Source organism: Treponema putidum (assembly GCF_024401155.1).
GTDB classification, from domain to species: Bacteria; Spirochaetota; Spirochaetia; order Treponematales; family Treponemataceae; genus Treponema_B; species Treponema_B putidum.
In genome coordinates, this window is sequence record NZ_CP038804.1 from 2029900 (window position 1) to 2042624 (window position 12725).

General features: G+C 37.4%; 11 protein-coding genes and 1 pseudogene. 2 read left to right on the top strand and 10 right to left on the bottom strand.

All coding sequences use genetic code 11. From position 1 onward, the window contains the following. Positions 1–6: 6 nt before the first annotated feature. On the top strand, positions 7–951 hold the full coding sequence (locus E4N74_RS09415) for a cation diffusion facilitator family transporter (RefSeq protein ID WP_044977750.1): 945 nt from the start codon (positions 7–9) through the stop codon (positions 949–951). Here E4N74_RS09415 and E4N74_RS09420 read toward each other — a convergent pair. The 7 genes from E4N74_RS09420 to E4N74_RS09450 form a co-directional block, all read right to left on the bottom strand. Then, positions 948–1745: a M15 family metallopeptidase gene (locus tag E4N74_RS09420; protein ID WP_255805070.1), complete on the bottom strand. Its 798-nt coding sequence runs from the start codon at positions 1743–1745 to the stop codon at positions 948–950. The genes E4N74_RS09415 and E4N74_RS09420 overlap by 4 nt on opposite strands. Before the next feature lie 24 nt (positions 1746–1769). Beyond that, a complete protein-coding gene (locus tag E4N74_RS09425) occupies positions 1770–2093 on the bottom strand; it encodes an STAS domain-containing protein (RefSeq protein WP_044977752.1) in 324 nt (107 codons plus the stop codon). A 10-nt stretch (positions 2094–2103) separates the two neighbouring features. Next, entirely contained in the window at positions 2104–4230 is a 2127-nt protein-coding gene (locus E4N74_RS09430; RefSeq protein ID WP_255817291.1) for a PP2C family protein-serine/threonine phosphatase, read from the bottom strand. Positions 4231–4233: 3 nt separating this feature from the next. Beyond that, on the bottom strand, positions 4234–5685 hold the full coding sequence (locus E4N74_RS09435; protein ID WP_044977754.1) for a PP2C family protein-serine/threonine phosphatase: 1452 nt from the start codon (positions 5683–5685) through the stop codon (positions 4234–4236). 79 nt (positions 5686–5764) lie between these two features. Beyond that, entirely contained in the window at positions 5765–6937 is a 1173-nt protein-coding gene (gene dnaJ, locus E4N74_RS09440) for a molecular chaperone DnaJ (protein ID WP_044977755.1), read from the bottom strand. A 59-nt stretch (positions 6938–6996) separates the two neighbouring features. Continuing rightward, positions 6997–8940, bottom strand: a complete 1944-nt coding sequence (gene dnaK, locus E4N74_RS09445; RefSeq protein WP_255817292.1) for a molecular chaperone DnaK — start codon at positions 8938–8940, stop codon at positions 6997–6999. A 20-nt stretch (positions 8941–8960) separates the two neighbouring features. Then, positions 8961–9707: a nucleotide exchange factor GrpE gene (locus E4N74_RS09450; RefSeq protein ID WP_255817293.1), complete on the bottom strand. Its 747-nt coding sequence runs from the start codon at positions 9705–9707 to the stop codon at positions 8961–8963. Positions 9708–9962: 255 nt separating this feature from the next. Between E4N74_RS09450 and E4N74_RS12835 the strand changes: the two are divergent. After that, positions 9963–10145: pseudogene (locus tag E4N74_RS12835) on the top strand (hypothetical protein); the annotation flags it as partial. Positions 10146–10297: 152 nt separating this feature from the next. Here E4N74_RS12835 and E4N74_RS09455 read toward each other — a convergent pair. The 3 genes from E4N74_RS09455 to E4N74_RS09465 all read right to left on the bottom strand — a co-directional run bounded on the left by E4N74_RS09455 (position 10298) and on the right by E4N74_RS09465 (position 12703). Then, complete coding sequence (locus E4N74_RS09455; protein ID WP_255817294.1) at positions 10298–10600, bottom strand: hypothetical protein; 303 nt, start codon at positions 10598–10600, stop codon at positions 10298–10300. 134 nt (positions 10601–10734) lie between these two features. Beyond that, positions 10735–12315 (bottom strand): hypothetical protein, encoded by a 1581-nt coding sequence (locus E4N74_RS09460; protein WP_255817295.1) that lies wholly within the window; start codon positions 12313–12315, stop codon positions 10735–10737. A 16-nt stretch (positions 12316–12331) separates the two neighbouring features. Beyond that, complete coding sequence (locus E4N74_RS09465) at positions 12332–12703, bottom strand: hypothetical protein (protein WP_255817296.1); 372 nt, start codon at positions 12701–12703, stop codon at positions 12332–12334. Positions 12704–12725 lie beyond the last annotated feature (22 nt).

A 12725-nucleotide genomic window follows, 5' to 3' on the forward strand; every position in this document is an offset into this window, starting at 1 on the left:
AGATTGATGGATAGTGATAAAAGAATAAAGCTTGTGAGAATTGCATCTCTTACAGCCCTCATAGGAAACATAATAATCTGTATTGCAAAACTTGTTATAGGAATTTATGCACAAAGTCTTTCGGTACTTGGTGACGGATTAGATTCGGCAACCGACGTTATAATATCGGTTATTACACTTGCGGTAAGTTTTATAATAAACAGGCCTTCAGATAAAGAACATCCTTGGGGTCATCAACGGGCTGAGACAATGGCCGCTCTAATTCTATCTTTTATAATTATGACAGCAGGCTTTCAGCTCTTTCTTACGGCAGCAGGAAAACTGATAAATGTTTATAAAGGAACCGTAATTATTATAATGCCTCACATACTTGCCGCTATTGTTACGGTATCTTCAATTATAGTAAAACTTCTTTTAGCCTTAAACCAGTATATTATGGGTAAAAAAGCCGGCAGTATGATGATTCAAGCCAATGCAAAAAATATGACAAATGATGTTATCCTTTCTTCTTCGGTTTTAACGGGTCTTGCAATCTCTTATTTTTTTAATGCACCGATTTTTGATGCAATTACGGCTCTTTTGGTAAGTGCTTGGATTATAAAATCAGGCCTAGGACTTTTTATAGAATTAAATGTTGAGTTAATGGACGGAAATACTAACGAGCTTTTGTACAAGCTGCTATTTGAAGCCGCCAATTCCGTTGAAGGAGCTCATAATCCTCACCGAGCAAGAATCAGACGAATGGCCAATCTTCTGGATATAGATTTGGATATTGAAGTTGATCCGTCAATCACGATTTGCGAAGGCCATAACATTGCAGAAAAAGTTACTTCAGCAATTAAAGAAAAAATGGAAAATGTTTATGACGTAATGGTACATATCGAACCTTATGGGATTCACACTCATGAAGAAGAGGGATTCGGTTTATCGGAAAAAGACATAAAAGTTTAATTAAGTTTTTCTTTTTTCCAAAGGTCGATAAATTCCAACATATATTGTTGGATATCACCGAACCATTCTTTTTGAAACTTGCAAGCCTCAACTCCCAAATACCTATAATGCCAGCACTCCCATTTATAGCCGGTAATATGCTCCATATTTTTAGGATAAGATAAAGACCAGCCGTACTTCCACGCATTATTAAGCATCCATTTACCTTCAGGCGTATCGGCATAAGAATCATCAATAGTGCCGAAATCAATGACAGTACCCAGTTGATGCTGACTTGCTCCGGGAGGAGCCGAAAAAGACAGAGCATTTTTTTTACCATACTCCTTTTCATATTTTGAAAAAAGCTTAGTTTGGTAGCTATAAGACCGATAACCTGAACTTACCATTATTTCTAGTCCAGTCTTTTTTGCATCTTCTGCCATTTTTTGTAAGGGACGTTCCGCAATTTTTGCAAGATAGATATTGGTACGATCAAGAACATATTTTCTGTCTTTTATATTTACCAATAATATAATATTTTTGGGTTTATAATTTTCATCAAGACGGTTAAGTTTATCCACCAAAATCAATTCATCTTCTTTTTCATTTTTCAGAACAATATTTAAATCCTTAAAAAATTCTCTCCGATTATTGTTTATTTTATTAAAAATTTGTTTAGGAAAGCGTCTTGAAATATATGTATAAACTTTTTTATATATATCTTCATCGTCACTTGATTTGTCTTCCGTATACCCGACAATTAATAAAACAAAAAATAAAATAATAAATATATTTCTTTTTAGATTAAAATACATATTTAATCCTTGAGAAAAAATTATTTATATTTCGTCAATTGAATGAATAATTCTAAACACATCGGAAAAACCCGTCGAATCCAAAGCCATCTTGACATCCTTGGCAGGGTTTAACATATACATCTTATGACCATTTTCTTCGCTTTCGTTATGAGCCGTCATTAAAACACCTATTCCCGATGACGAAAGAGCTTGTACCTTAGACAGGTCTAAGATAACATCATTGTCCTTAATTGCAGTATATACTTTTTTTTCAAAATCACCTGATGTATATAGATTAACGGTTCCTTCAATAGCCAATAATAAACACCCCGATACTTTCGATTCAGTAATAATCAAATTTTCCATAGCACGTCCTTTATATATGTTTGAATGTCATAATAGTGATATCATCTTCAATTTCATGAGCAATATAATCCAAGAAAGTTTTATATATAGCATTCGAAATTTCACTTGCCGACTTTGTCTTATTTGCAGCAATCAAACGGCTTACTCTATCATTTCCGAATTTATCTCCTTTTAAGTTTTTAGAATCCAATAAACCGTCAGTAACAAAAACAATAATATCATTACGGTTCATTGTTATTTTTCTTACCTTTAAAAACGGCCTTATATTTTTTACAAAACCTAATACCCTTCCCTCTCCTTGAATTTCAATAACATTTTTATAAGAATCAATGTACATCGACATAAGAGGAATACCGCAGTTAAGATAATATATTGTAGATTCTTTAAAATCGATAATTCCAAAAAGTCCTGCAAGAAAAGTTCCTTTCGGAAGATTATCTTTAATAAAAGAATTTATTTTTACAACCAGCTCTTTAAAATCAGGAGTTTCCGAAAGGTAAGTATGAATAACAGATTTTAAAATTACCATAGACATACTTGCGCTCAATCCCTTACCGGAAACATCCCCTATCAAAAATAAATACCGATTTTCAGATAATCTAATAAAATCGGTAAAATCTCCGCCCAATTGGTGAGCAGAAAAAGCTACAGAGTCCACTTCTATTGATTTTTTTTCAACAATATCTATATTCTTTTGAATTGAGCCGATAATTTGATCCGACATTTCTATTTCTCTGTCAAGAATGAGAACTATATCCTGCTTCGCTATATTTCTTAAATAATAAACAACCAAAAAGAAGTAAGAATAAAGATTCTTTAATACATCAAAATCATATGAAGTGTAGGCCTCTTTTCGTTTTTTTGCAGACACGGAAATGACACCTATCAATTTTTGTCCCTCACGAACACAAATCAATATTTCAGCATATGTACTGTTCATAAAACCGATCAAGTCACTTCTCACGTCCGCAAAATCAGGGTTTGTCAAAACTTGGGACCGCATTATAACCTGAATATTTTCATTTAATAAAAATTCAAAAACAGGTTTGTTAGTATTAAAAGTAGACGTTACATTTAATGTAGAATAAACAGGTTCCAATATCTCATTTTCGCCGGCAATTAAAATACTAAGAGAACTGGTATGTAAGTGTTCCAATAAAATATTTGAAAAGTTCTCCATGACTTTTTCACGGCCTTCAGTATAATCAATGTGCTGTAATTTTTCTTCTATAACTTTTGCGTATTCGGAAGTATCGCCCAAAAGCCATTTAAATTTTTGTGATACAAAATTTCTAATAACAAAAAAAACAGCAGCACCTATCATCAGCAAAACAATCTGAATATAAAAACTACGAATAGAGGTTAAAACTAACGAAGCCCAAAACCCTGTAATTGCAGCAAAAATTAAAATAAAGATCAGGAACCGCAATAAGGCAAAAGCTATTTGTTTTCTGTCGTAAACCATTGAGGTAGAAAAACCTGATGAGGTAAAAAAAACTAAAAGCAAATATCCCAAGGGCGTTATAGCTATTGCCCATGAAAAAATAGTAGAAAGATAATATACAAAGCCCCAAAGAATTGCGCTAAAAAAAAGTGCTGCAAAATATATTATCATCTGCTGCCTGTAAATTCCGCTTTTTTCTTTAAAAATTTTATAAATTGAAATCAGCATGGCAAAAAAAGGCATAGCCAAAAGGATTGTCATCAAAAAAATATCTGCAGCAGGAATTCCTGCAATCATCTCTGAATTGAATTTAAAACCTGATAGAGCATTCCAAAAAAAGCCTCTTATAAATAAAACTGCAAGAACAGCAATCCCTAAATGTAAAATAGAGTTAAACACCGTAAACGGAATATTTTTTTTACGCTCAAAATAAGGCATTTTTACGGTAAATTGCAAGGTGAAAAATGAGACAAAAACCATTCCAACTATAAATATTTTAGAAAGAATAACAATTATGCTCGAAAAGTTAAAATACAGGGCTAATATTAAAAGCAAAAATAGCAAAGTTGTTATGACTATAGTACCTGCGATCATAAAAAGGTCTTTTGCATAAGGGGCCTTTTTGTAAACTAGGTTTATCGCCAATATAGCTAAAACTACAAGAAAAAAGAATACAAAAACAATCAGTCCCATAACTTACCCCTTAATCTTAGCGCACATTATTGTAATGTCATCCCTCATAGGCTGATCACCGGTATGAGCATAGGCCATATTTACAATATTTTCTACAATATCTTTTGCACTACCTTGAGCAAAAGATTTTATAGAGTCTATATATGTCTCCGTTTCACTTAATTCAACACCGGCATGATTCATAGCTTCAGGAATACCATCCGTCATCATCAAAATTACATCACCTCGATAAAGAGGCCTTTCTTTAACTTCTATTTTATCAAAATCAATAATCCCGACAATACTGCACGTAGACTCAAGTATCTTTACCTTGTATCCGTCGGGTGCTTCCGTAAGAATCATTGGGTCTTCCATTGAAGCATTAACATATTTTATCGTCATTTTTTCAGTGTCAATCAAGCCTAAAAATAAAACCGTATATTTATCCAAAAGTCCCATTCTTTTTATTGCACTATCGACTGCAAGAACAAGGCCGGAAAGGTCTTCTTTATTTTTTGCTATCTTAATTGTATTTACCACGACACCCATAACCAATGCAGCTGAAAGTCCCTTACCGGAAACATCTCCTACAATTAAAAGGGTCTTATGCTCATCAACTTTTATAGCATCATAATAGTCACCTGAAACATTTACAAGAGGTTTAAAATAAGAAGCAATTTCAAGCATAGGCATATCAGGCAGTTGCTGAGGCAAGAAAGCCCTCTGCGTACTAGCAACCATGTCCCATTCTTGGCTTAACTCCGAAAAATATAAAAGTTGTTCAAGAGTAGAAACCCTGTTTTGATAACTCACAAATTCCGAAAACATTGTATTAAAAATTTCGGGTTCTACTTCATTAAAGTATCCGCAAATAACAAAAAAATGAATATCTTTTAAAATTACGGCAGCGATGCGGGCTTTTTTAATTTTGCATTTTTGCATATCGGCATTAAAAAAATAAACCCCGGGTTTATACTCTGCCGTGATTTCATGGAGGGAAGTAAATGTTTCGGGGGAAGAAACAAACCTTGAGCTGCTGTTATATAAAACAATATTTTCTTTGGGATCTATGAGCATTACAGAGCAATCACCGGAATACTCAAGTTCATTTTGTGCGGCTTCTATCAGGTTTTCGAGAGTATAGCAGAATCTCATCTTCTCCAAAAAACCGTCAAATATTTTATTTTTAGGTCTATCGTATTCTTTATTTTCTACTGTTTTATAAAAACTTCGCAAAAGATAATCCGTAAAGATTGCAACAATTACAAAAACCAAAGCTCCTATAATAAAACGGTGCACTTGAGTTATTTCAGGAATCCTTGCTAATCGGCTTAAAGCCAAAGTCATATCATTCGCCGAGTAAAATTTACCTAAAAACAAAAACCTTGGGCTTACAAATATCATAAAAAGAGCAAAAACGCTGCCCATTGCAAAGCTTATCAGAATATTTGAAAGCAATTTTCGTAATTTAATCATTATGACCTCTCAGCTTAGGAGATATTATACCATAAAACAAAATAAAGATAAAGCCTAAATTAAAAAAGCCTATCAAATTTTAGGGTAAATCTTTTAAAGGGATAAGGTTAGGATTTTCATTTTCGCCTTCCAGTGCCGAAATTTCCTGCAAAAGTTTTTTTGAATTTGATGACAATTTTGAAGGAATTTGCACTTGAATTTGAATGTATAAGTCTCCCTTTCGGCCTATCCCTGTAGGAACGCCTTCACCTCGAATCCTTAACAGTTTTCCATTCTGTGTCCCGGCCGGGATTTTAAGTTTTAAGGTTTTATCGTCGAGAGATTTGATGTTTATTTCTCCTCCTAAAGCCGCTTGAGTCATTGAGATGGGAACAGCACAGTAGAGGTCTATTCCGTTCCGTTCAAAATAAGGATGAGCTTGAACAAAGATAAAGACAAAGAGATCTCCATAGTCTCCTCCGGCTTGGCCTGCATTTCCTTGACTGGGAATAGTAATCCGTTTTCCGTTTTCTACACCGGCGGGAATGGTAACTATTATGCGCTGCTTTTTGCGTTCCAGGCCGCTTCCTCCGCATTTTTTACACGGCTTTTCGATTATGGAGCCCTCACCCCCGCAGGTAGGACATGGTCTCGATATAGAAAAGAAACCTGTACTTTGACGCACTTGTCCGGTACCCTTACAGTCGGGGCACATTTTTTTTGAACTTCCGCTTTCGCTTCCGGTTCCGTGACATTCGGAACATTTTTCATTACGGGTATAGCTTAACTCGGCCTTTTTACCATAAACGGCATCAACAAAAGATATTTGAAGATCATAACGAAGGTTGGAACCGCGGATAGGCCCTGCATGACGGCCTGAAAAACCTGATGAATGAGCAAAGCCTCCTCCAAAAAGATTTTCAAAAATATCCGAAAAATTACCTCCGAAGATATCTTCAAAGCCTTGGAAGGCCGAAGGATCAAAGCCTCCCCCTCCGGACATTCCATCTACACCGGCATGTCCGTACTGGTCATACATGCTGCGTTTTTTTTCGTCGATAAGAATTTCATAAGCTTCCGTAGCTTCTTTAAACTTTTCTTCAGCAACCTTGTCCCCTTGGTTTTTATCGGGATGATATTTGATTGCTAATTTTCGATATGCTTTTTTTATGTCATCGTTTGAGGCTTTTTTATCTACGCCCAAAACCTCATAATAATCTCTTTTAGATGCCGGCACTAAAAACTCCCAATATAAAAATGGCGAGTTTTTCATAAGCCTTTACAGAAAAATGGCTTATGAAAAACATCGCAAATAAGATTAAGTCTTAAAATTTATTTATCATTATCATCATTTACGACTTCATAGTCAACATCATCGGCTGTTCCGGTTTTATGACCTGAAGTACCGTAATTGGTTCCTCCCTGCTGGGCTCCTTGAAAACTGCCGGCGTTAGGATCGGCACCAGCTTGAGCTCCCTGCTGCTTGTACATTTCTTCTGCAATTTTATAAGCGGCTTGTTGGAGACTTTCGGTCTTTGCCTTGATGTCCGCAGTATTATCTGAATTAAGGGACTGTCTCAAGTCCGCTATTGCAGCTTCAATTTTTTGCTTATCGGCAGCTCCTATTTTGTCTCCCATTTCTTTGAGGGTCTTTTCGGTTTGATAAATAAGAGAGTCGGCATTATTTTTTACTTCAACCTTTTCTTTTTCCAGCTTATCGTTTTCGGCATTGGCTTCAGCTTCTTTTACCATTCTATCGATTTCGCTCTCGCTTAAACCGCTTGAGCTTTCGATTCTGATATGCTGTTCTTTTCCGGTTCCGAGGTCTTTTGCCGAAACGTGCACAATACCGTTTGCGTCAATATCAAAGGTAACTTCAATCTGCGGAACTCCGCGCGGTGCCGGAGGAATGCCTACGAGGTCAAAATTGCCGAGGGTTCTGTTTTGGCTGGCCATACCCCGTTCTCCCTGCAATACATGGATAGAAACGGCAGTTTGTCCGTCAGCGGCTGTAGAGAATACCTGACTCTTTCTTGTCGGGATCGTAGTATTTCGGTTGATAAGAGGTGTAAATACGCCTCCCATAGTTTCAATACCTAAAGAAAGAGGAGTAACGTCCAAGAGAAGAACGTCTTTAACATCTCCGCCCAAGATGCCGCCCTGAATAGCGGCCCCCATTGCTACGGCTTCGTCGGGATTTACGCTCTTAGAACCTTCTTTTCCGAAAATTTCCTTTATAATCTGCAAAATTTTAGGCATTCGAGTTGAACCGCCGACCAAAAGAATTTCATCGATTTTATCGGGGGTGATACCCGCATCTTTTAAGGCCTTTCTGCAAGGCTCCTTTGTTCTTTCAAATAGGTCTTCAGTCATTTGCTCAAACTTAGCCCTGGATAAGCTCTTTTGTAAGTGCTTAGGTCCGTTTGCATCGGCTGTAATAAAAGGGAGATTTATATCTGTGTTTGCAACCGAAGAAAGCTCAATCTTTGCCTTTTCAGCGGCTTCACGCAAGCGCTGTAAGGCCATTCTGTCTTTAGACAGGTCAATTCCGGTATCTTTTTTAAACTCATCAACCAGCCAGTTTACTATTCTGTTATCAAAGTCGTCACCGCCAAGGTGAGTATCTCCGTTTGTTGATTTTACTTCAAAAACTCCGTCACCCAATTCTAGGATAGAAATATCGAAGGTTCCTCCTCCAAGGTCATATACGGCGATAGTTTTTTCTTTTTTGGAATCCTTGTTAAAGCCGAAAGCCAAAGAAGCTGCTGTCGGTTCGTTTATGATTCGTTTTACTTCCAAGCCTGCAATTTTTCCGGCGTCCTTTGTTGCCTGTCTTTGGGCATCATTAAAATAAGCCGGAACGGTTATAACGGCTTCGGTTACGGTTTCACCCAAATAGTCCTCGGCGGTTTTTTTCATTTTTTGCAGAATAAAGGCGGAAATTTCCTGTGTGGAATAAAGTTTTCCGTCAATGTCGATTCGTACATCTTCTCCCTGAGGTACGATTTTGTAAGGAACACGCTTTAACTCGTCTGTGAGCTCGCTGTATCGGTGGCCGATAAAGCGCTTTACCGAATAAACGGTTCTTTCAGGGTTGGTAATCATTTGGTTTTTTGCAGGCTGGCCTACAACCCTTTCATCTTTTGAGGTAAAGCCTACAATGGACGGAGTAGTTCTTCCGCCTTCAGAGTTCGGTATAACAACGGGCTCGCCGCCTTCCATTACCGACACACAAGAGTTAGTTGTTCCTAAGTCAATTCCAATAATCTTTCCCATTTTCAATATCTCCTATAAATCTAATTTTCGTTTTTTTTATCGGCGGTTTCTTTTTCTTCCGCCTTTTGTTCATCCTGCTTTTCGGCAGGCATTAGCACCATTACCTTGGAGTGGCGAATCACTCTTTCCTTTAGTTTGTAGCCTTTTTGAAGCTCTTCCCCTACAACAGCCTCTTTTACATCCGGAGACTGAATCATTGAAACGGCTTCGTGAAGATTGGGGTCGAAGGCTTCTCCCTTTGCGGGATAATAACTAAGCCCGTACTTTGAGCTCAGCATAGAAACCATCTGGTTTTTTATCATGACGACACCTTCTACAAAGGCATTGTTTGCGGCCTCTCCGCCTTGAGTTTTGCCGGCATCAATAGCCCTGTCAAAATCATCGAGCACCTGTACGAGATCCAAAAGCAGATTGCTGTTTGCGTAGTCTATAGCTTCCTGCTTTTCCCTAATCATACGCTTGCGGTAGTTTTCAAAATCCGCAGCCTTGCGCAAATACTGATCCTGCCAGTCCCTGCATTTAGCTTCCAGTTCTTCAATTTTTTTTGTACATTCCAAAGCGGCATCATCTTTTTCTTTGTTTTTGTTATCAGTAGAATTGTTATGCTCTGCTTTGTCTTCTTGCGGGGTTTCTTTTGGCGCTTCGCAACCGCATCCGGCTCCTTGTTCATCTTTCACCGCAGACTCATCTTTCGGCTGAAGGTCCTTTTCAAGTTCCTCCTTAGCAGCCTGTTTTTTATCGGCCTGCTTTTCATGATTTTTGCTCATTTGAACTCCAACTATCTCTATATCTTATAAGAAGATACTAATAGAAAAAAAAATGGTCAAGAGTTTTTGAAAAATCGTGATAGAAAATTTGCAAAATATTGCGGTATTAGAGGTTACCATATATAAAAACGCCGGTTATTCCCGCATAAGAATAACCGGCATTAAAAAGTTCAAGGTTTCTTTTTGCCTGGCCCATTTTGCGAATTTGGCTTTAGGGTAAGCTCTGAACGGGGCGTTCTCTCCCCCTAATATATACAAGCAAGGCAAGAATATAGATTAATATCTACTTTTGAGATGGACGCTAGGTATAAAGGTTTTTCAGACGGCTTAAAGCAAAAATCAATAGAAACAGCTAGACTTATGAAAATGGAAAAATGTGATAATAATTTTATTATGAGAATTACCGGTCTTTCTGAAGCTGAGATAGAAAAATTGTAGATTAGGGGAAGAACCCTGACGGAGCAGCCTTGTCTCTATTTATTGTCTCGGCTAACCTTATGTAAAAAGCATGCCCTTATAAATCCAAACTGAAAATTCATAAGGGCAAAATTCCTCTAATAAACCTATATGATTAAAACTGTACTGTATCTCTATAACTTATTTAATTCATTCAACGGAGCCAGTAAATAATCATCATCGATTTTCATAGGATTTTTATTAGTGTAGTGATTACATTCTTTACAAAGTGGAACTATATATATGGTTTTACTTTTCAACTTACCATCTTTATTGCATTCATATACATGTGCTCCACATTTATTATCATCATCAAGCTTATTACCGCAATTAGCATTTGAACAATATGTAGGACAGTTTTCTCCTGTATATTCTTCCCATTTTTCAATCATAGATCCTTCCTCTGGTTCACGATTACAATTTTTAACATAGGTCATTTTAATTTTTCTCCTTATATTTTTTCTAAACCGCCCTAAATGGCGGCTTAGAAATTTAAATAGTTAATCCACCACCGCCATGGACGGCGGTGGTTCAAAACCGATAAAAACGGTGCACGGAAGCACCGTTTTTATCAGAAGCCTGTCAGACAACAAACTCTGCTAACAAACAGCTTGAAGATGTTGTTCACGTAGTTATAGCGGAAACTGACTTGCCATGTGCGCCTGTTGTCGTCGGAATTCTGAGACGACGAAAACAAAAACAACGAATCACCGAGACTTGAAGCGGCATAGGAACTGTTAAAACCCTTTATCTTTGCAAGGCTCTCATTGATTGTCATGCGGTTCCTATACACCTCGCATAGCTCGGCAAGGCTCGGCATATACCACTTGATATCCGCTCCTGCCAAAACAGTACTATATGTTGTATTATACCGGTTTACCCAATCAAAGGCAGGATAGTTTTCTGCTGCATTTGCCGTACCCGCAGGGTCTTGACTGCATATATAATCCCAGTTATCGCTTCCGTCAAGGTCTCCAGTAAAGGTTGCCGTTGAGGCATTACTTCCACTGGGCGTACAGATTATACCTTCAAACTTCGTATTAGAGCCGGTACTTCCAATCGCCCAGTATAAATCTGACTCGCTTATATGAAGGGCTATGCCTATTGCCCTTCCATAGCCGTTTACCCCTGCAATAACAGCCACAGGAGGATTGCTCTCGTTTATTCCCTCATAATCATCTTTAGAAACAAGGTTTCCGTCTTTTAAGACTATCTTTCCTACGGTGTAGGCGGTATAGTCTTTTACACTAAATGTGCCGTTAAGACTTTGATCTCCGCTTGTAATTGTTACGGTATAATCTCCGGCATCTCCGGGGATTTTTAGGCTTACTGTAAGTTCCGTGTCGCTTAGAATGGTAACGGCAGAGCCTTCTGTAATTGAAGGTTTAGCCGTACAGTTTACGGTAAAATTACTCTGCCCTACACCGGGAGCGGTAAAGTTTATTCCCCTTACCATTGCAATGAGTGTGGTGCCTGCTTTCGAGATACCTGCCTTGGGTATGTCAAAAGAGGTAAAAGACGGCTTGGGTTTAAAAGTAACTTTTACCGTAGTATCTCCCGTAATTTTTACCTTTACACTTATGCTTCCATCTTCACCGCCTGAAATCTTTGTTCCACCGGTAACTTCCCATGTATCAACTTCATGGGTCGAAGGATTTGCAGGGCTTGCGGTAAATGTAATCTCGCTGTCCTTTAAGGCTTTATCTCCTTGTATCTCAGGATTCGCTGTAAGGATACCGCCTACATGTACAAGACTTACAGTGTAGTAAACAGGCTTAAGTTTAAATGTAACCTTTACCGTAGTATCTCCCGTAATTTTTACCTTTACATTTGTATCTCCAGAGTTACCGCCTGTAACTATTTGTCCGCCCGTAACTTCCCATGTATCAACCATATGAGTTGAAGGATTTGCAGGTGTCGCTGTAAATGTAATCTCGCTGTCCTTTAAGACCTTGCCTCCTTGTAAGACAGGATTCGCTGTAAGGCTTCCGCCTTCATGTACAAGACTTACAGTGTAGTAGACAGGTTTAGGTTCTTCCTTTACTTTTTGCGGACAGCCTGTAAATAAGAGCCCCGCAACCAACAACAATGCAGTAATCGATACTGCCCGATTTAAGACCTTAGTCTTAAGTTTGAAATTAGTTTTTTTCATAGCTAATCTCTCCTTATTAAATAATAAATTCTATTTTGCATTTTATAGTTGCTATAATAAAAAATATTATAACAGCTGCAAAAATAATGCCGTAAAATAATAAAAGAGTTTTTGAAAAAGTCGAACATATCCAACTATTTTTACCGCTGTTAAATACAGAAGCATTCATATCAAAATCTGTATTATTCTCTTTTCTTACTTTATTGTATAAAGCCCTATACATTCTTTCTTGACTGAGGAAAAAGCCGTCCAAGGTCCAAAGTCCGATAATTAGAATAAATACAGGAAAAAAATATAAAAACCTTATTTCTTGTTTTGACAACAAGGTTATACCTGCCGTAGCAATGGCAATAGCCCATCCTTTTATTATAAATGAACACTTTGCCATACGAGTTATAACTCCCTGTATA

Coding starts and splice junctions, on each gene's coding strand:
- E4N74_RS09420 (WP_255805070.1), bottom strand. CDS start 1,745: ATGTATTTTAATCTAAAAAGAAATATATTTATTATTTTATTTTTTGTT.
- E4N74_RS09435 (WP_044977754.1), bottom strand. CDS start 5,685: ATGATTAAATTACGAAAATTGCTTTCAAATATTCTGATAAGCTTTGCA.
- E4N74_RS09450 (WP_255817293.1), bottom strand. CDS start 9,707: ATGAGCAAAAATCATGAAAAGCAGGCCGATAAAAAACAGGCTGCTAAG.
- E4N74_RS09465 (WP_255817296.1), bottom strand. CDS start 12,703: ATGGCAAAGTGTTCATTTATAATAAAAGGATGGGCTATTGCCATTGCT.
- E4N74_RS09425 (WP_044977752.1), bottom strand. CDS start 2,093: ATGGAAAATTTGATTATTACTGAATCGAAAGTATCGGGGTGTTTATTA.
- E4N74_RS09455 (WP_255817294.1), bottom strand. CDS start 10,600: ATGACCTATGTTAAAAATTGTAATCGTGAACCAGAGGAAGGATCTATG.
- dnaJ (WP_044977755.1), bottom strand. CDS start 6,937: ATGAAAAACTCGCCATTTTTATATTGGGAGTTTTTAGTGCCGGCATCT.
- E4N74_RS09430 (WP_255817291.1), bottom strand. CDS start 4,230: ATGGGACTGATTGTTTTTGTATTCTTTTTTCTTGTAGTTTTAGCTATA.
- E4N74_RS09460 (WP_255817295.1), bottom strand. CDS start 12,315: ATGAAAAAAACTAATTTCAAACTTAAGACTAAGGTCTTAAATCGGGCA.
- E4N74_RS09415 (WP_044977750.1), top strand. CDS start 7: ATGGATAGTGATAAAAGAATAAAGCTTGTGAGAATTGCATCTCTTACA.
- dnaK (WP_255817292.1), bottom strand. CDS start 8,940: ATGGGAAAGATTATTGGAATTGACTTAGGAACAACTAACTCTTGTGTG.